This window comes from Streptomyces kanamyceticus (assembly GCF_008704495.1).
GTDB lineage: Bacteria > Actinomycetota > Actinomycetes > Streptomycetales > Streptomycetaceae > Streptomyces > Streptomyces kanamyceticus.
In genome coordinates this window covers 4,154,018-4,169,526 of sequence record NZ_CP023699.1, presented here as the reverse complement: position 1 = coordinate 4,169,526, position 15,509 = coordinate 4,154,018, and the positions used below count along the sequence as shown (strand labels likewise).

Here is a 15,509-nt window from a genome sequence, read left to right as displayed (position 1 = left end):
GGCGGGGTGGAATCGACTATGACTAACACCGAAGGGACAACCATGGAAGCCAGGGCCCAGGCGCGGTACATCCGCGTCACGCCCATGAAGGCCCGCCGCGTGGTGGACCTCATCCGTGGCATGGATGCCACGGAGGCTCAGGCGGTCCTGCGTTTCGCCCCGCAGGCCGCGAGCGTGCCGGTAGGCAAGGTGCTTGACAGCGCCATTGCCAACGCCGCGCACAACTACGACCACTCTGACGCCTCTTCGCTGGTCATCAGCGAGGCGTACGTGGATGAGGGCCCGACCCTGAAGCGGTTCCGTCCGCGTGCTCAGGGCCGTGCCTACCGGATCCGTAAGCGGACCAGCCACATCACCGTGGTCGTCAGCAGCAAGGAAGGAACCCGGTAATGGGCCAGAAGGTAAACCCGCACGGGTTCCGGCTCGGTGTCACGACCGACTTCAAGTCGCGTTGGTACGCCGACAAGCTGTACAAGGACTACGTCAAGGAAGACGTCGCCATCCGTCGGATGATGACGTCCGGCATGGAGCGCGCCGGCATCTCGAAGGTGGAGATCGAGCGCACCCGTGACCGCGTGCGTGTGGACATCCACACCGCTCGGCCCGGCATCGTCATCGGCCGTCGTGGCGCCGAGGCCGACCGCATCCGCGGTGACCTCGAGAAGCTCACGGGCAAGCAGGTCCAGCTGAACATCCTCGAGGTCAAGAACCCCGAGGTCGACGCTCAGCTCGTGGCCCAGGCCGTCGCGGAGCAGCTGTCCTCCCGCGTCTCCTTCCGTCGCGCCATGCGTAAGAGCATGCAGTCGTCGATGAAGGCCGGCGCCAAGGGCATCAAGATCCAGTGTGGTGGCCGCCTCGGTGGCGCCGAGATGTCGCGCTCGGAGTTCTACCGCGAGGGCCGTGTGCCCCTGCACACGCTCCGCGCGAACGTCGACTACGGCTTCTTCGAGGCCAAGACGACCTTCGGCCGCATCGGCGTGAAGGTCTGGATCTACAAGGGCGACGTCAAGAACATCGCCGAGGTTCGCGCCGAGAACGCCGCTGCCCGTGCGGGTAACCGCCCGGCCCGTGGCGGCGGCAACGACCGTCCGGCCCGTGGTGGCCGTGGTGGCGAGCGTGGCGGCCGCGGCCGCAAGCCGCAGCAGCAGTCCGCGCCGGCTGCCGAGGCCCCCAAGGCCGACGCTCCCGCCGCTGCCGCTCCGGCTGCTGAGAGCACCGGAACGGAGGCCTGACCGAAATGCTGATCCCCCGTAGGGTCAAGCACCGCAAGCAGCACCACCCGAAGCGCAGCGGTATGTCCAAGGGTGGCACGCAGGTTGCGTTCGGTGAGTACGGCATTCAGGCCCTCACCCCGGCGTACGTGACGAACCGTCAGATCGAGGCAGCTCGTATCGCGATGACGCGTCACATCAAGCGTGGCGGCAAGGTCTGGATCAACATCTACCCGGACCGCCCCCTCACCAAGAAGCCTGCCGAGACCCGCATGGGTTCCGGTAAGGGTTCGCCTGAGTGGTGGATCGCCAACGTCAAGCCCGGACGCGTGATGTTCGAGCTGTCGTACCCCAACGAGAAGATCGCGCGTGAAGCTCTGACTCGTGCAGCCCACAAGCTGCCGATGAAGTGCAAGATCGTTAAGCGCGAGGCAGGTGAAGCGTGATGTCGGCGGGAACCAAGGCGTCCGAGCTGCGCGAACTGGGTGACGAGGAGCTTCTCAACAAGCTTCGCGAAGCCAAGGAAGAGCTGTTCAACCTCCGCTTCCAGGCGGCGACCGGTCAGCTCGAGAACCACGGTCGGCTCAAGGCCGTCCGCAAGGACATCGCGCGGATCTACACCCTGATGCGTGAGCGCGAGCTGGGCATCGAAACGGTGGAGAGCGCCTGATGAGCGAGAGCAACGTGACTGAGACGAAGACCGACCGCGGCTTCCGCAAGACCCGTCAGGGTCTGGTCGTCAGCGACAAGATGGACAAGACCGTCGTCGTCGCTGTCGAGGACCGCGTGACGCACGCGCTGTACGGCAAGGTCATCCGCCGTACGAACAAGCTCAAGGCGCACGACGAGCAGAACGCTGCCGGCGTCGGCGACCGCGTCCTCCTGATGGAGACGCGTCCGCTGTCGGCGACCAAGCGCTGGCGCATCGTCGAGATCCTCGAGAAGGCCAAGTAATTCTCTGAGGGGTTTCCCTCAGGGTTCGTTCCGCCAGGCTCGGCAGGGTGCCCGTCCCGCAAGGGATGAGGCCCCTGCCGGGAACCGGCAGACAAACAGGAGATAGACGTGATCCAGCAGGAGTCGCGACTTCGCGTCGCCGACAACACGGGTGCGAAGGAAATTCTCACCATTCGTGTTCTCGGTGGCTCGGGTCGCCGCTACGCGGGCATCGGTGACGTCATCGTCGCCACCGTCAAGGACGCGATCCCCGGTGGCAACGTGAAGAAGGGTGACGTCGTCAAGGCGGTCATCGTTCGCACCGTCAAGGAGCGCCGCCGTCCGGACGGCTCGTACATCCGCTTCGACGAGAACGCCGCCGTCATTCTGAAGAACGACGGCGACCCTCGCGGCACCCGTATCTTCGGCCCCGTCGGCCGTGAGCTGCGCGAGAAGAAGTTCATGAAGATCATCTCGCTCGCGCCGGAGGTGCTGTAAGCATGAAGATCAAGAAGGGCGACCTGGTCCAGGTCATCACCGGTAAGGACAAGGGCAAGCAGGGCAAGGTCATTGCCGCTTACCCGCGCGACGAGCGCGTCCTGGTCGAGGGTGTCAACCGGGTCAAGAAGCACACGAAGGCCGGCCCGACCGCCAGCGGTTCGCAGGCCGGCGGCATCGTGACCACCGAGGCTCCCGTCCACGTCTCCAACGTCCAGCTGGTCGTGGAGAAGGACGGCAACAAGGTTGTCACGCGTGTCGGTTTCCGCTTCGACGAAGACGGCAACAAGATCCGCGTTGCCAAGCGGACGGGTGAGGACATCTGATGACGACCACCACCACTCCGCGTCTGAAGACGAAGTACCGCGAGGAGATCGCGGGCAAGCTGCAGGAAGAGTTCTCGTACGAGAACGTCATGCAGACCCCCGGCCTGGTCAAGATCGTGGTCAACATGGGTGTCGGCGACGCCGCCCGTGACTCGAAGCTGATCGACGGCGCCATCCGCGACCTCACCACGATCACCGGTCAGAAGCCGGCCGTGACGAAGGCCCGGAAGTCCATCGCGCAGTTCAAGCTGCGCGAGGGTCAGCCGATCGGCTGCCACGTCACGCTCCGTGGCGACCGCATGTGGGAGTTCCTGGACCGCACCCTGTCGCTCGCGCTGCCGCGCATCCGCGACTTCCGTGGTCTGTCCCCCAAGCAGTTCGACGGCCGTGGCAACTACACCTTCGGTCTCACGGAGCAGGTCATGTTCCACGAGATCGACCAGGACAAGATCGACCGCGTCCGGGGTATGGACATCACCGTGGTGACCACGGCGACCAACGACGCTGAGGGCCGTGCCCTTCTCCGTCACCTCGGCTTCCCCTTCAAGGAGGCGTAAGCGAGATGGCGAAGAAGGCTCTGATTGCCAAGGCTGCTCGTAAGCCCAAGTTCGGTGTGCGCGGCTACACCCGCTGCCAGCGCTGCGGCCGCCCGCACTCCGTGTACCGCAAGTTCGGCCTGTGCCGCGTGTGCCTTCGTGAGATGGCTCACCGTGGCGAGCTGCCGGGCGTGACCAAGAGCTCCTGGTAGTCCCACTGCCCCTTGGGCATACGGGATTGTCTGGATCTCTCGGTAAGTAAAGGGTTGGCAGATGCCGTCCTCCACATGGCTTAGGCTAGGAGGGTTGGGCGTCTGCCGCCCTGACCGACTTACTACGCCGTAGGTCCCCGCGCCGCACCCGTCCCGCCTCTGAGTGGGGAGAGGGATGGCGCAGATAGGAAACCACGGCGAGAGAGGCCGAAGGCCAATTCATGACCATGACTGATCCGATCGCGGACATGCTGACTCGTCTGCGTAACGCGAACTCGGCGTACCACGACTCCGTGGCTATGCCGCACAGCAAGATCAAGTCTCACATCGCGGAGATCCTCCAGCAGGAGGGCTTCATCACGGGCTGGAAGGTCGAGGACGCCGAGGTTGGCAAGAACCTCGTTCTCGAGCTGAAGTTCGGCCCGAACCGTGAGCGCTCCATTGCGGGCATCAAGCGGATCTCCAAGCCCGGTCTCCGGGTTTACGCGAAGTCCACCAACCTGCCGAAGGTCCTCGGCGGCCTCGGCGTGGCGATCATCTCCACGTCGCACGGTCTCCTGACCGGCCAGCAGGCAGGCAAGAAGGGCGTAGGTGGGGAAGTCCTCGCCTACGTCTGGTAGTCGGGAACGGAGGAATAGCTAATGTCGCGTATTGGCAAGCTCCCCATCACGGTTCCCGCCGGCGTGGACGTCACCATCGACGGCCAGACGGTCGCGGTCAAGGGCCCCAAGGGCGCCCTGAGCCACACCATCGTCGCGCCGATCGAGATCGCTAAGGGTGAGGACGGCGTTCTGAACGTCACCCGCCCGAACGACGAGCGTCAGAACAAGGCCCTGCACGGCCTGTCCCGCACGCTGGTGGCGAACATGATCACCGGCGTGACCCAGGGTTACGTGAAGAAGCTCGAAATCAGCGGTGTCGGTTACCGCGTCCTGGCGAAGGGCTCCAACCTGGAGTTCTCGCTCGGCTACAGCCACCCGATCCTGATCGAGGCGCCCGAGGGCATCTCCTTCAAGGTCGAATCGGCGACCAAGTTCTCGGTCGAGGGCATCGACAAGCAGAAGGTCGGCGAGGTTGCGGCCAACATCCGCAAGCTGCGCAAGCCCGACCCGTACAAGGCCAAGGGCGTCAAGTACGAAGGCGAAGTCATCCGCCGCAAGGTCGGAAAGGCGGGTAAGTAAGCCATGGCATACGGTGTCAAGATTGCTAAGGGCGACGCTTACAAGCGTGCTGCCATCAAGCGTCGTCACATCCGCATCCGTAAGCACATCTCGGGTACGGCTGAGCGTCCGCGCCTGGTCGTGACGCGCTCCAACCGCCACATCGTGGCCCAGGTCATCGACGACATCAAGGGTCACACCCTTGCGTCGGCTTCGACCCTGGACACCACGATCCGCGGGGCCGAGGGCGACAAGTCCGCGCAGGCCAAGTCGGTCGGCGCCCTGGTCGCCGAGCGCGCCAAGGCCGCTGGCGTCGAGGCTGTCGTGTTCGACCGTGGTGGTAACCAGTACGCCGGGCGCATCGCCGCCCTGGCGGACGCCGCCCGCGAAGCCGGACTCAAGTTCTGAGTCGTCCGTCGCGCAGCGACCTGTGTCACTGCGTAGCTAGCGGAAACAGAGAGAGGTAATTCCAATGGCTGGACCCCAGCGCCGCGGTGGCGGTGCCGGTGGCGGCGAGCGGCGGGACCGGAAGGGTCGCGACGGTGGCGCTGCCGCCGAGAAGACCGCATACGTTGAGCGCGTTGTCGCGATCAACCGTGTCGCCAAGGTTGTGAAGGGTGGTCGTCGCTTCAGCTTCACTGCGCTCGTCGTAGTGGGCGATGGTGACGGCACCGTGGGTGTCGGTTACGGCAAGGCCAAGGAGGTGCCGGCCGCCATCGCCAAGGGTGTTGAGGAGGCCAAGAAGCACTTCTTCAAGGTCCCCCGTATCCAGGGCACCATCCCGCACCCGATCCAGGGCGAGAAGGCCGCGGGCGTCGTCCTGCTCAAGCCTGCTTCCCCCGGTACCGGTGTTATCGCCGGTGGCCCGGTGCGTGCCGTGCTCGAGTGCGCCGGCGTGCACGACATCCTGTCGAAGTCCCTGGGCTCCGACAACGCGATCAACATCGTGCACGCGACCGTGGCGGCCCTCAAGGGCCTGCAGCGTCCCGAGGAGATCGCGGCTCGCCGTGGTCTGCCCCTCGAGGACGTCGCCCCCGCGGCTCTCCTTCGTGCACGTGCCGGGGCGGGTGCGTAATGGCTCGCCTCAAGGTCACGCAGACGAAGTCGTACATCGGCAGCAAGCAGAACCACCGCGACACCCTGCGCTCCCTTGGTCTCAAGGGCATCAACACGCAGGTCGTCAAGGAGGACCGCCCCGAGTTCCGCGGAATGGTGCACACCGTCCGCCACCTCGTGACGGTTGAGGAGGTCGACTGACATGGCGGAGCAGAACCCGCTGAAGGTCCACAACCTCCGGCCCGCCCCGGGCGCCAAGACCGCCAAGACCCGTGTGGGTCGTGGTGAGGCGTCCAAGGGTAAGACCGCTGGTCGTGGTACCAAGGGCACCAAGGCCCGTTACCAGGTTCCGGAGCGCTTCGAGGGTGGCCAGATGCCCCTCCACATGCGTCTCCCGAAGCTCAAGGGCTTCCGGAACCCGTTCAAGACCGAGTTCCAGGTCGTGAACCTCGACAAGCTGAGCGCGCTGTTCCCCGAGGGTGGCGAGGTCACCGTCGAGGCCCTCGTGGCCAAGGGTGCGGTTCGCAAGAACAGCCTCGTCAAGGTCCTCGGCCAGGGTGAGGTCACCGTGGCGCTGCAGGTGACGGTTGACGCCGTCTCCGGCTCCGCCAAGGAGAAGATCACCGCCGCCGGCGGTACCGTCACCGAGCTCGTCTGATATTCCCTCAGACGTGTCGATGACATGAGCGATTCCCAACCGGGGATGCCCCACAAAAGGGGCATCCCCGGTTGGTCGTTCCAAGGGGGGCACGGTCGCCGGTAAGGTGGCGTGCACTGTCTAAGCTCCGTGCGGTCTGCCCGCACGGTTTTCTTGACTGATACGTATTCGTCGAACCTCAGACCACCACCTCTGGCGCACGCGCGCGGGGGTCGCAGGAGGCACCGTGCTCACCGCGTTCGCCCGGGCGTTCAAGACGCCCGACCTGCGCAAGAAGCTGCTCTTCACGCTCGGGATCATCGTGATCTACCGAATCGGTACGCACGTACCGATTCCGGGAGTTGACTACACCAACGTCCAGCAGTGCATCGACCAGGCCAACTCGAACCAGGGTCTGTTCGGTCTCGTCAACATGTTCAGTGGTGGCGCGCTGCTGCAGATCACGATCTTCGCCCTCGGCATCATGCCGTACATCACGGCGAGCATCATTCTGCAGCTGCTGACCGTGGTGATCCCCCGACTCGAGGCCCTCAAGAAGGAGGGCCAGGCCGGCACGGCGAAGATCACGCAGTACACGCGCTACCTGACCATCGCGCTCGCGATCCTTCAGGGCACGGGCCTGGTCGCCACCGCCCGCACCGGCACCCTGTTCCAGGGCTGTTCGGTCGCCAGCGAGATCGTGCCTGACCAGTCGATCTTCGTCACCGTCACGATGGTCATCACGATGACCGCAGGAACTGCCTGTGTCATGTGGCTCGGTGAGCTCATCACCGACCGCGGCATCGGCAACGGCATGTCCATCCTGATGTTCATCTCGATCGCCGCCACCTTCCCGAGCGCCCTGTGGGCCATCAAGCAGCAGGGTGACCTGGCGGGCGGCTGGATCGAGTTCGGCACCGTCATCGCGGTCGGTCTCGTCATGGTCGGTCTGGTGGTCTTCGTCGAGCAGGCGCAGCGCCGCATTCCCGTCCAGTACGCGAAGCGAATGATCGGCCGCCGGTCCTACGGCGGAACGTCGACGTACATTCCGCTGAAGGTCAATCAGGCGGGCATCATCCCTGTGATCTTCGCCTCGTCACTGCTCTACATTCCCGCGCTGGTCGCCCAGTTCGCGGGTGGGCAGTCGGGATGGAAGACGTGGATCGAGGCGAACCTGACCAAGGGTGACCACCCGATTTACATCGCCACGTACTTCGTTCTGATCGTCTTCTTCGCCTTCTTCTACGTCGCGATCTCCTTCAACCCCGAGGAAGTCGCCGACAACATGAAGAAGTATGGTGGCTTCATCCCGGGCATCCGGGCTGGCCGTCCGACCGCTGAGTATCTGAGCTACGTACTCAACCGGATCACATGGCCGGGTTCGCTGTATCTGGGCCTGATCGCTCTTGTGCCGACGATGGCGTTGGTGGGCTTCGGGGCTAACCAGAACTTCCCGTTCGGCGGGACGAGCATCCTCATCATCGTGGGTGTGGGTCTGGAAACCGTGAAGCAGATCGAGAGCCAGCTCCAGCAGCGCAATTACGAAGGGTTCCTCCGCTGATGCGAATCGTCCTCGTCGGGCCGCCCGGTGCGGGCAAGGGAACGCAAGCCGCGTTCCTGGCCAAGAACTTGTCGATCCCGCACATCTCCACCGGCGACCTCTTCCGTGCCAACATCAGCCAGGGCACGGAGCTCGGCAAGCAGGCGAAGGCGTTCATGGACGCCGGGAACCTCGTGCCGGACGAGGTGACGATCGGCATGGCGAAGGACCGCATGGCGCAGTCGGACGCCGAGAACGGCTTCCTGCTCGACGGGTTCCCGCGCAACGTGTCGCAGGCCGAGGCGCTCGACGTGGCCCTCAAGGCCGACGACGTGAAGCTCGACGCCGTCCTGGACCTGGAGGTCCCCGAGGACGAGGTCGTCAAGCGGATCGCGGGGCGGCGCATCTGCCGCAAGGACTCGAGCCACGTCTTCCACGTGACGTACTCCAAGCCGAAGACCGAGGGCGTCTGTGACGTCTGCGGCGGCGAGCTGTACCAGCGCGAGGACGACAGCGAGGACACCGTCCGCAAGCGCCTCGAGGTCTACCACACGCAGACCGAGCCGATCATCGACTACTACCGGACCCAGGGTCTGGTCGTGACGATCTCCGCGCTCGGCAAGGTGGACGAGGTCACCAAGCGGGCGATGGACGCCCTCAAGGGCGACAAGTAGTCAGTACGCTGTACGCTGTTTCGGCCGCGGTGCCCTCTGGGGGACCGCGGCCGTACTGTTGTGTACGTAGCCGGTTTGTTGACGGATGACGGAGAGCGGAAGCCCCATGGTGCAGATCAAGACCCCCGAGCAGATCGCGAAGATGCGTGAGGCGGGCCTTGTCGTCGCCGCCGTCCACGCCGCGACGCGTGAGGCCGCGGTGCCCGGCGCCACCACGAAGGACCTGGACGACGTCGCGCGCAAGGTGATCGCCGAGCACGGCGCGAAGTCCAACTTCCTTGGCTACGGCGGCTTCCCGGCCACGATCTGCACCTCGGTCAACGAGGTCGTCGTGCACGGCATCCCCGACGAGAAGACCGTCCTCAAGGACGGCGACATCATCTCCATCGACGCGGGCGCCATCATCGACGGCTGGCACGGCGACGCCGCCTACACCGCGTTCGTGGGCACCGGTCACGCTCCGGAGCTGGTCGAGCTCTCCCGGGTGACCGAGGAGTCGATGTGGGCCGGGCTCGCGGCCATGAAGCAGGGCAACCGCCTCGTCGACATCTCCCGTGCCATCGAGACGTACATCCGCCGCCAGCCGAAGCCCGGCGGCGGCAAGTACGGGATCGTCGAGGACTACGGCGGCCACGGCATCGGCACCGAGATGCACATGGACCCGCACCTCCTGAACTACGTGGAACGCCGCCGCGGCAAGGGCCCCAAGCTGGTCCCCGGCTTCTGCCTCGCCATCGAGCCGATGGTCTCCCTGGGCACGCCCCGCACGGAGGTCCTGGAGGACGACTGGACGGTCATCACGACGGACGGCACCTGGTCCTCGCACTGGGAGCACTCGGTGGCGTTGACGGAGGAGGGGCCGATCGTGCTGACGTCCCCGGACTGCGGCAGGGCGAAGCTGGCGGAGTACGGGGTTACGGTGGCGCCCGACCCGCTGGGCTGAGGCTGAGCCGCCCGGCGGACGGAGTCCGGCGCAGCCGCTCGAAGCTTGTGAGGCGCCCTGGCGCCGAGCCCGCGAGAGGGGCGTGGAGAATTGGTCCGGCTGGACGGTCATCACGACGGACGGCACCTGGTCCTCGCACTGGGAGCACTCGGTGGCGTTGACGGAGGAGGGTCCGATCGTGCTGACGTCCCCGGACTGCGGCAGGGCGAAGCTGGCGGAGTACGGGGTTACGGTGGCGCCCGACCCGCTGGGCTGAGGCTGAGCCGCCCGGCGGACGGAGTCCGGCGCAGCCGCTCGAAGCTTGTGAGGCGCCCTGGCGCCGAGCCCGCGAGAGGGGCGTGGAGAATTGGTCCGACTGGACCGTCATCACGACGGACGGCACCTGGTCCTCGCACTGGGAGCACTCGGTGGCGTTGACGGAGGAGGGTCCGATCGTGCTGACGTCCCCCGACTGCGGCAGGGCGAAGCTGGCGGAGTATGGGGTTACCGTCGCGCCGGATCCGTTGGGCTGACAGGCATGCGGTACCGGCGTGGCTGCTTGCTTAAGGATCTTGCCGATGGGGCACAATTCCTCGATTCGTCTTTCCGAGTGCACTGACGTAGACTGACGCGTCGGCTCTCGTGCATCCGTGTGTCTGCATACGGGAAACGGAGTCGATCAAGGTAGTCGATTCGAAGGGCGAAGCGTGGCCAAGAAGCAAGGTGCCATCGAGATCGAAGGCACTGTCGTCGAGTCTCTCCCGAACGCCATGTTCAAGGTGGAGCTCCAGAACGGCCACCAGGTCCTGGCACACATCAGCGGCAAGATGCGTATGCACTACATCCGCATCCTCCCTGACGACCGGGTCGTGGTGGAGCTGTCTCCGTACGACCTGACGCGTGGCCGGATCGTCTACCGGTACAAGTAGATCTTGCCCGCATCCCGCTCGCGCGGGGTGGTGGCACTGACCCGGAGAACCTCACCAATGAAGGTCAAGCCGAGCGTCAAGAAGATCTGCGACAAGTGCAGGGTGATCCGCCGTCACGGCCGGGTCATGGTTATCTGCGACAACCCGCGCCACAAGCAGCGCCAGGGCTGACGCACGACTGCAGTTCGCAGATTTTCGCGCGACGCACGTAAGTAGATACGCAGGGCCCGTCCCTCTTCAGTTCCGCCGGTGTTCCACCGGTCATGGAGGGCGACACCCTCGGCTCGGAGGCCGAGGACCCGGTACGTACCGACTCTCTTCTCGTAAGAGGGGACGGCGACCGGGAGTGGTTCTGCTGAAGACCTCCGAAGAATCAACAGGAGCCATGAATGGCACGCGTTGAAGGTGTTGACCTCCCGCGCGAGAAGCGCATCGAGGTCGCCCTCACCTACGTGTTCGGCATCGGCCGCACGCTGGCCCAGCAGACGCTGGACGCCACCGAGGTCGACCGCAACACCCGCGTTCGCGATCTGACCGAGGAAGACCTCGTCAAGATCCGCGAGTACGTGGACGCCAACATCAAGACCGAGGGTGACCTCCGTCGCGAGATCCAGGCCGACATCCGCCGCAAGGTCGAGATCGGTTGCTACCAGGGTCTCCGTCACCGTCGTGGTCTGCCGGTCCGCGGTCAGCGCACCAGCACGAACGCCCGCACCCGCAAGGGCCCGCGTCGCGCCATCGCCGGTAAGAAGAAGCCGGGCAAGAAGTAGTCCTCGCTCAGCGGTCTATCGACAGCTGACGCTGCAGGACCGACCACCTCCCGTAGGAGATATAGATGCCCCCCAAGGGTCGTCAGGGCGCTGCCAAGAAGGTGCGCCGCAAGGAAAAGAAGAACGTCGCTCACGGCCACGCGCACATCAAGAGCACGTTCAACAACACGATCGTGTCCATCACGGACCCGACCGGCAACGTGATCTCCTGGGCCTCCGCCGGCCACGTCGGCTTCAAGGGCTCGCGCAAGTCCACGCCGTTCGCCGCGCAGATGGCCGCCGAGTCGGCTGCCCGTCGCGCGCAGGAGCACGGCATGCGCAAGGTCGACGTCTTCGTCAAGGGCCCGGGTTCCGGTCGTGAGACCGCCATCCGTTCGCTCCAGGCGACCGGCCTTGAGGTCGGCTCGATCCAGGACGTGACGCCCACGCCGCACAACGGCTGCCGTCCGCCCAAGCGCCGTCGCGTCTGACGCACGACGACCGGTAACGGTTGTTTGAGGGTTTTCGGGCGGTACGGCTCTCCGGAGCCGTATCGCCCGTACCCTTGTCAGTACTCAAGGGCATCAAATAGTGGGTGCCCATGACTGAAGGATTCACTTCATGCTGATCGCTCAGCGTCCCTCGTTGACCGAAGAGGTCGTCGACGAATTCCGCTCCCGGTTCGTGATCGAGCCGCTGGAGCCGGGCTTCGGTTACACCCTCGGCAACTCCCTGCGTCGGACCCTTCTCTCCTCGATCCCGGGTGCGGCCGTCACGTCCATCCGCATCGACGGTGTCCTGCACGAGTTCACCACCGTGCCGGGCGTCAAGGAAGACGTCACCGACCTCATCCTCAACATCAAGCAGCTGGTCGTTTCCAGCGAGCACGATGAGCCCGTCGTGATGTACCTGCGCAAGCAGGGTCCCGGTCTCGTCACCGCCGCTGACATCGCCCCGCCGGCCGGTGTCGAGGTGCACAACCCCGACCTGGTCCTCGCCACGCTGAACGGCAAGGGCAAGCTGGAGATGGAGCTGACCGTCGAGCGCGGTCGCGGCTACGTCTCCGCCGTGCAGAACAAGCAGGTCGGTCAGGAGATCGGGCGCATCCCGGTCGACTCGATCTACTCGCCGGTCCTCAAGGTCACGTACAAGGTCGAGGCCACGCGTGTCGAGCAGCGCACCGACTTCGACAAGCTGATCGTCGACGTCGAGACCAAGCAGGCCATGCGCCCGCGTGACGCCATGGCGTCCGCCGGTAAGACCCTGGTCGAGCTGTTCGGTCTGGCCCGTGAGCTCAACATCGACGCCGAGGGCATCGACATGGGCCCGTCCCCGACGGACGCCGCCCTTGCCGCTGATCTCGCCCTGCCGATCGAGGAGCTCGAGCTCACCGTTCGGTCGTACAACTGCCTCAAGCGCGAGGGCATCCACTCCGTGGGTGAGCTCGTGGCCCGCTCCGAGGCGGACCTGCTCGACATTCGCAACTTCGGTGCGAAGTCGATCGACGAGGTCAAGATGAAGCTGAACGGCATGGGTCTCGCGCTGAAGGACTCGCCTCCCGGCTTCGACCCGACCGCCGCCGCGGACGCCTTCGGCGCCGACGACGACGCGGACGCGGGCTTCGTCGAGACCGAGCAGTACTGATTTTTCTGCGGACCGGCTTTTGGCTGGTCGCGCAGTTCCCCGCGCCCCTTACGGGGCGCGGGTGCCACTGACCCCGGTACCTGATACGGCCGGGGCAGACATCAAGGAGAAACACCATGCCGAAGCCTGCCAAGGGTGCCCGTCTGGGCGGCAGCGCCGCGCACGAGAAGCTTCTGCTGGCGAACCTCGCCAAGCAGCTCTTCGAGTACGGCCGCATCACCACCACCGAGGCGAAGGCCCGTCGCCTGCGCCCGTACGCGGAGCGTCTGGTCACCAAGGCGAAGAAGGGTGACCTTCACAACCGCCGCCAGGTGCTGTCCGTCATCACCGACAAGAGCATCGTGCACACGCTCTTCACGGAGATCGGTCCGCGCTACGTGAACCGCCCGGGTGGCTACACCCGCATCACCAAGATCGGTAACCGTCGTGGCGACAACGCGCCCATGGCGATCATCGAGCTGGTGGAGGCCCTGACCGTGGCCCAGGAGGCCACCGGTGAGGCCGAGGCCGCCACGAAGCGTGCCGTCAAGGAAGACGCCCTCAAGAAGGACGACGCGCCCGTCGAGGACGCGAAGCCGGTTGAGGCCGCCGAGGAGTCCAAGGACGCCTGAGGCTCTGCCTTGAAGTGAAGCGGGTCCGCCCTTCGGGGCGGGCCCGCTTTCGCATGTCGGTCCTGCTGAGAGGATGGTTGGTGTGAGTGATGAAGTAGAGCCCGGGTTCGTGCGGGTGCGTCTCGACCTTTCGTACGACGGCAGGGACTTCTCCGGCTGGGCCAAGCAGAAGCAGGGCCAGCGGACCGTCCAGGGCGAGATCGAGAGCGCGCTGCGGACCGTGACCCGGTCGCAGGAGACGTACGAGCTGACCGTCGCGGGGCGCACCGACAGCGGGGTGCACGCCCGGGGGCAGGTCGCCCACGTCGATCTGCCGGAGAGCGTGTGGGCCGAGCACAGCGACAAGCTGCTGCGCAGGCTCGCGGGACGGCTTCCGCACGATGTGCGGGTGTGGAAGGTGGCCGAGGCCCCCGCCGGGTTCAACGCGCGGTTCGCGGCCGTGTGGCGGCGCTACGCCTATCGCGTGACCGACCACCCGGGCGGTGTCGACCCGCTGTTGCGCGGTCATGTCCTGTGGCACGACTGGGAGTTGGACCTCGACGCCATGAACGCCGCGGCCGAGGGGCTCGTCGGGGAGCATGACTTCGCGGCGTACTGCAAGAAGCGCGAGGGCGCCACGACCATTCGTACGCTGCAGCAACTGCACTGGGTGCGGCGGGACGACGGGATCCTCGAAGCGACCGTGCGGGCCGACGCGTTCTGCCACAACATGGTGCGCTCGCTGGTCGGCGCCATGCTGTTCGTGGGGGACGGGCACCGGCCCGTGGAGTGGCCCGCGAAGGTGCTCGCGGCCGGGGTGCGGGACTCCGCGGTGCACGTCGTGCGGCCGCACGGGCTCACTCTTGAGGAAGTCGGCTATCCCGCCGACGAGTTGCTCGCCGCGCGCAGCAAGGAGGCGCGCAACAAGCGGACGCTGCCCGGGGCCGGGTGCTGCTGAGCCCCGCCCGGGCTCGCGACTGCGCTACTGCTGCGGGGCGTTGGCGGCGGCCGATGCCTGGGCCTCGCCCCGCTGGGTGATCCGCTGGAAGGCGAGTCTGGCCAGGTCGTCGCCGACGGGGTAGGCCTTGGGGTCCTTGTCCGTGACGTCCTTGCCGCTGGTGTAGCCGGTGGTGGTGAAGTACGCGTAGCGGCCGTAGGCGTTATAGGTGCCGCGGCACACGCCGGTGCGGCAGAAGTTGGGGATGCCCTTGCCCGGCAGCGAGTGGACCAGGCCCTTGCTCGCCTGCTCCTTGACCTTGGCGGCGTCGGCCGCGGTGTCGAAGACGGCGACGCCGACCGTGACCGCGATGCCGTTCCTCATGTAGCTGGCGCGGATCAGGCGGGTGCAGTCGTTCTTGGCGAGGACCGAGCCCAGCGCGTTCTGCGTGATGGCCGAGCACTTCGTGGTGCTGTCGGTCGCGCCCTTCTTGTAGACCTTCTCGCCCGACGTGAACGTCTTGCCGGGGAAGAGGCCCTCGGGGGTGAGCGGCGCCTTGTCCTTCTTGGCGCTGGAGATGAAGTCCTTGGGGTCCGGCGGGGGCGGCGGAGTGGTCTCCTTGAAGGACGGCTCGGGGTCCGTGCTCGCACCGGGGATGTCCGCGGTCGCGGGCAGCTCGCTGGCCGGTTTGTTCGACGCGGAGCTGTCGTCGCTGTTCGCGGAGACGACGGTGATGGCGACGGCCGCGGCGATGCCGATCGTGGCGAACGCGCCGCCGCCGATCAGCAGCCACTTGCGGCGCCGGGTGCGCGCCTCGGAGGCTTCGGCGAGTGCCGCCCAGTCGGGCGTGGGTCCGCCGCCGGGCCCGCCCGTTCCCCCCGGACCCCACTGAGGTCCCCCTTGCCCAAAGCTCATGGGCCGCATCTTAGACGGGGAGTTGGGGATGTTGAGCGGG

General features: G+C 66.0%; 27 protein-coding genes and 1 pseudogene. 27 read left to right on the top strand and 1 reads right to left on the bottom strand.

All coding sequences use genetic code 11. The annotated features are described in order from the left end of the window. Positions 1-42: 42 nt before the first annotated feature. The 27 genes and pseudogenes from rplV to truA all read left to right on the top strand — a co-directional run bounded on the left by rplV (position 43) and on the right by truA (position 14,575). Positions 43-390, top strand: a complete 348-nt coding sequence (rplV, locus tag CP970_RS17220; RefSeq protein ID WP_016645177.1) for a 50S ribosomal protein L22 — start codon at positions 43-45, stop codon at positions 388-390. Then, positions 390-1,232 carry a 30S ribosomal protein S3 gene (gene rpsC, locus CP970_RS17215; RefSeq protein ID WP_055553498.1) on the top strand — a complete coding sequence of 281 codons (843 nt, stop codon included), beginning with the start codon at positions 390-392 and terminating at the stop codon, positions 1,230-1,232. Before rplV ends, rpsC begins: the two co-directional genes overlap by 1 nt. Before the next feature lie 5 nt (positions 1,233-1,237). Next, on the top strand, positions 1,238-1,657 hold the full coding sequence (gene rplP, locus CP970_RS17210) for a 50S ribosomal protein L16 (protein WP_055553500.1): 420 nt from the start codon (positions 1,238-1,240) through the stop codon (positions 1,655-1,657). Continuing rightward, positions 1,657-1,881 carry a 50S ribosomal protein L29 gene (rpmC, locus tag CP970_RS17205; protein ID WP_005481220.1) on the top strand — a complete coding sequence of 75 codons (225 nt, stop codon included), beginning with the start codon at positions 1,657-1,659 and terminating at the stop codon, positions 1,879-1,881. Before rplP ends, rpmC begins: the two co-directional genes overlap by 1 nt. Further along, entirely contained in the window at positions 1,881-2,165 is a 285-nt protein-coding gene (gene rpsQ / locus CP970_RS17200; RefSeq protein WP_055553502.1) for a 30S ribosomal protein S17, read from the top strand. The genes rpmC and rpsQ overlap by 1 nt, the downstream gene beginning before the upstream one ends. Positions 2,166-2,273: 108 nt before the next feature. After that, a complete protein-coding gene (gene rplN / locus CP970_RS17195) occupies positions 2,274-2,642 on the top strand; it encodes a 50S ribosomal protein L14 (RefSeq protein ID WP_003974257.1) in 369 nt (122 codons plus the stop codon). Between the two features lie 2 nt (positions 2,643-2,644). After that, positions 2,645-2,968 (top strand): 50S ribosomal protein L24, encoded by a 324-nt coding sequence (gene rplX / locus CP970_RS17190; protein WP_055553504.1) that lies wholly within the window; start codon positions 2,645-2,647, stop codon positions 2,966-2,968. After that, a complete protein-coding gene (gene rplE / locus CP970_RS17185) occupies positions 2,968-3,525 on the top strand; it encodes a 50S ribosomal protein L5 (protein WP_055553506.1) in 558 nt (185 codons plus the stop codon). The genes rplX and rplE overlap by 1 nt, the downstream gene beginning before the upstream one ends. A gap of 5 nt (positions 3,526-3,530) precedes the next feature. Then, the gene (locus CP970_RS17180) at positions 3,531-3,716 is read left to right on the top strand and encodes a type Z 30S ribosomal protein S14 (RefSeq protein ID WP_003948630.1); all 186 of its coding nucleotides are present in this window, start codon (positions 3,531-3,533) and stop codon (positions 3,714-3,716) included. Between the two features lie 221 nt (positions 3,717-3,937). After that, positions 3,938-4,336: a 30S ribosomal protein S8 gene (gene rpsH, locus CP970_RS17170; protein WP_030359017.1), complete on the top strand. Its 399-nt coding sequence runs from the start codon at positions 3,938-3,940 to the stop codon at positions 4,334-4,336. Positions 4,337-4,357: 21 nt separating this feature from the next. Then, entirely contained in the window at positions 4,358-4,897 is a 540-nt protein-coding gene (rplF, locus tag CP970_RS17165; RefSeq protein ID WP_055553508.1) for a 50S ribosomal protein L6, read from the top strand. A 3-nt stretch (positions 4,898-4,900) separates the two neighbouring features. Then, on the top strand, positions 4,901-5,284 hold the full coding sequence (gene rplR, locus CP970_RS17160; RefSeq protein ID WP_055553510.1) for a 50S ribosomal protein L18: 384 nt from the start codon (positions 4,901-4,903) through the stop codon (positions 5,282-5,284). 64 nt (positions 5,285-5,348) lie between these two features. After that, a complete protein-coding gene (gene rpsE, locus CP970_RS17155) occupies positions 5,349-5,951 on the top strand; it encodes a 30S ribosomal protein S5 (RefSeq protein WP_055553512.1) in 603 nt (200 codons plus the stop codon). Then, complete coding sequence (rpmD, locus tag CP970_RS17150) at positions 5,951-6,133, top strand: 50S ribosomal protein L30 (RefSeq protein WP_055553514.1); 183 nt, start codon at positions 5,951-5,953, stop codon at positions 6,131-6,133. Before rpsE ends, rpmD begins: the two co-directional genes overlap by 1 nt. A gap of 1 nt (position 6,134) precedes the next feature. Continuing rightward, complete coding sequence (gene rplO, locus CP970_RS17145; RefSeq protein WP_055553516.1) at positions 6,135-6,590, top strand: 50S ribosomal protein L15; 456 nt, start codon at positions 6,135-6,137, stop codon at positions 6,588-6,590. Between the two features lie 226 nt (positions 6,591-6,816). Beyond that, positions 6,817-8,130: a preprotein translocase subunit SecY gene (gene secY / locus CP970_RS17140; RefSeq protein WP_055553518.1), complete on the top strand. Its 1,314-nt coding sequence runs from the start codon at positions 6,817-6,819 to the stop codon at positions 8,128-8,130. Then, positions 8,130-8,783 carry an adenylate kinase gene (locus CP970_RS17135; protein WP_055553520.1) on the top strand — a complete coding sequence of 218 codons (654 nt, stop codon included), beginning with the start codon at positions 8,130-8,132 and terminating at the stop codon, positions 8,781-8,783. The genes secY and CP970_RS17135 overlap by 1 nt, the downstream gene beginning before the upstream one ends. A gap of 106 nt (positions 8,784-8,889) precedes the next feature. Next, positions 8,890-9,726: a type I methionyl aminopeptidase gene (map, locus tag CP970_RS17130; RefSeq protein ID WP_055553522.1), complete on the top strand. Its 837-nt coding sequence runs from the start codon at positions 8,890-8,892 to the stop codon at positions 9,724-9,726. Between the two features lie 82 nt (positions 9,727-9,808). Then, positions 9,809-9,982, top strand: a complete 174-nt coding sequence (locus tag CP970_RS17125; protein ID WP_398655258.1) for a hypothetical protein — start codon at positions 9,809-9,811, stop codon at positions 9,980-9,982. Between the two features lie 97 nt (positions 9,983-10,079). Continuing rightward, positions 10,080-10,238 (top strand): annotated as a pseudogene (locus tag CP970_RS17120) (type I methionyl aminopeptidase); the annotation flags it as partial. A 174-nt stretch (positions 10,239-10,412) separates the two neighbouring features. After that, positions 10,413-10,634 (top strand): translation initiation factor IF-1, encoded by a 222-nt coding sequence (infA, locus tag CP970_RS17115; protein ID WP_003948620.1) that lies wholly within the window; start codon positions 10,413-10,415, stop codon positions 10,632-10,634. Between the two features lie 57 nt (positions 10,635-10,691). Then, the gene (gene rpmJ / locus CP970_RS17110) at positions 10,692-10,805 is read left to right on the top strand and encodes a 50S ribosomal protein L36 (RefSeq protein WP_003974245.1); all 114 of its coding nucleotides are present in this window, start codon (positions 10,692-10,694) and stop codon (positions 10,803-10,805) included. Between the two features lie 218 nt (positions 10,806-11,023). Continuing rightward, positions 11,024-11,404 carry a 30S ribosomal protein S13 gene (gene rpsM / locus CP970_RS17105; protein ID WP_030782528.1) on the top strand — a complete coding sequence of 127 codons (381 nt, stop codon included), beginning with the start codon at positions 11,024-11,026 and terminating at the stop codon, positions 11,402-11,404. Positions 11,405-11,469: 65 nt separating this feature from the next. Then, positions 11,470-11,874 (top strand): 30S ribosomal protein S11, encoded by a 405-nt coding sequence (gene rpsK, locus CP970_RS17100; protein ID WP_003948617.1) that lies wholly within the window; start codon positions 11,470-11,472, stop codon positions 11,872-11,874. 130 nt (positions 11,875-12,004) lie between these two features. Further along, positions 12,005-13,027 carry a DNA-directed RNA polymerase subunit alpha gene (locus CP970_RS17095; RefSeq protein WP_016645160.1) on the top strand — a complete coding sequence of 341 codons (1,023 nt, stop codon included), beginning with the start codon at positions 12,005-12,007 and terminating at the stop codon, positions 13,025-13,027. A 116-nt stretch (positions 13,028-13,143) separates the two neighbouring features. After that, positions 13,144-13,638 (top strand): 50S ribosomal protein L17, encoded by a 495-nt coding sequence (gene rplQ, locus CP970_RS17090; RefSeq protein ID WP_055553524.1) that lies wholly within the window; start codon positions 13,144-13,146, stop codon positions 13,636-13,638. An 82-nt stretch (positions 13,639-13,720) separates the two neighbouring features. Beyond that, positions 13,721-14,575: a tRNA pseudouridine(38-40) synthase TruA gene (truA, locus tag CP970_RS17085; protein ID WP_055553526.1), complete on the top strand. Its 855-nt coding sequence runs from the start codon at positions 13,721-13,723 to the stop codon at positions 14,573-14,575. A 24-nt stretch (positions 14,576-14,599) separates the two neighbouring features. Here the strand turns inward: truA and CP970_RS17080 are convergent, their stop codons facing one another. Beyond that, positions 14,600-15,469, bottom strand: a complete 870-nt coding sequence (locus CP970_RS17080; protein ID WP_055553528.1) for a hypothetical protein — start codon at positions 15,467-15,469, stop codon at positions 14,600-14,602. Positions 15,470-15,509: the final 40 nt, after the last annotated feature.

Coding starts and splice junctions, on each gene's coding strand:
- rpmD (WP_055553514.1), top strand. CDS start 5,951: ATGGCTCGCCTCAAGGTCACGCAGACGAAGTCGTACATCGGCAGCAAG.
- CP970_RS17180 (WP_003948630.1), top strand. CDS start 3,531: ATGGCGAAGAAGGCTCTGATTGCCAAGGCTGCTCGTAAGCCCAAGTTC.
- rpmJ (WP_003974245.1), top strand. CDS start 10,692: ATGAAGGTCAAGCCGAGCGTCAAGAAGATCTGCGACAAGTGCAGGGTG.
- map (WP_055553522.1), top strand. CDS start 8,890: ATGGTGCAGATCAAGACCCCCGAGCAGATCGCGAAGATGCGTGAGGCG.
- rplF (WP_055553508.1), top strand. CDS start 4,358: ATGTCGCGTATTGGCAAGCTCCCCATCACGGTTCCCGCCGGCGTGGAC.
- rplE (WP_055553506.1), top strand. CDS start 2,968: ATGACGACCACCACCACTCCGCGTCTGAAGACGAAGTACCGCGAGGAG.
- rplV (WP_016645177.1), top strand. CDS start 43: ATGGAAGCCAGGGCCCAGGCGCGGTACATCCGCGTCACGCCCATGAAG.
- CP970_RS17080 (WP_055553528.1), bottom strand. CDS start 15,469: ATGAGCTTTGGGCAAGGGGGACCTCAGTGGGGTCCGGGGGGAACGGGC.
- rplQ (WP_055553524.1), top strand. CDS start 13,144: ATGCCGAAGCCTGCCAAGGGTGCCCGTCTGGGCGGCAGCGCCGCGCAC.
- rplO (WP_055553516.1), top strand. CDS start 6,135: ATGGCGGAGCAGAACCCGCTGAAGGTCCACAACCTCCGGCCCGCCCCG.
- rplX (WP_055553504.1), top strand. CDS start 2,645: ATGAAGATCAAGAAGGGCGACCTGGTCCAGGTCATCACCGGTAAGGAC.
- rplR (WP_055553510.1), top strand. CDS start 4,901: ATGGCATACGGTGTCAAGATTGCTAAGGGCGACGCTTACAAGCGTGCT.
- rpsC (WP_055553498.1), top strand. CDS start 390: ATGGGCCAGAAGGTAAACCCGCACGGGTTCCGGCTCGGTGTCACGACC.
- rpsK (WP_003948617.1), top strand. CDS start 11,470: ATGCCCCCCAAGGGTCGTCAGGGCGCTGCCAAGAAGGTGCGCCGCAAG.
- rplP (WP_055553500.1), top strand. CDS start 1,238: ATGCTGATCCCCCGTAGGGTCAAGCACCGCAAGCAGCACCACCCGAAG.
- rpsH (WP_030359017.1), top strand. CDS start 3,938: ATGACCATGACTGATCCGATCGCGGACATGCTGACTCGTCTGCGTAAC.
- rpsQ (WP_055553502.1), top strand. CDS start 1,881: ATGAGCGAGAGCAACGTGACTGAGACGAAGACCGACCGCGGCTTCCGC.
- rpsE (WP_055553512.1), top strand. CDS start 5,349: ATGGCTGGACCCCAGCGCCGCGGTGGCGGTGCCGGTGGCGGCGAGCGG.
- CP970_RS17095 (WP_016645160.1), top strand. CDS start 12,005: ATGCTGATCGCTCAGCGTCCCTCGTTGACCGAAGAGGTCGTCGACGAA.
- rpsM (WP_030782528.1), top strand. CDS start 11,024: ATGGCACGCGTTGAAGGTGTTGACCTCCCGCGCGAGAAGCGCATCGAG.
- CP970_RS17135 (WP_055553520.1), top strand. CDS start 8,130: ATGCGAATCGTCCTCGTCGGGCCGCCCGGTGCGGGCAAGGGAACGCAA.
- rpmC (WP_005481220.1), top strand. CDS start 1,657: ATGTCGGCGGGAACCAAGGCGTCCGAGCTGCGCGAACTGGGTGACGAG.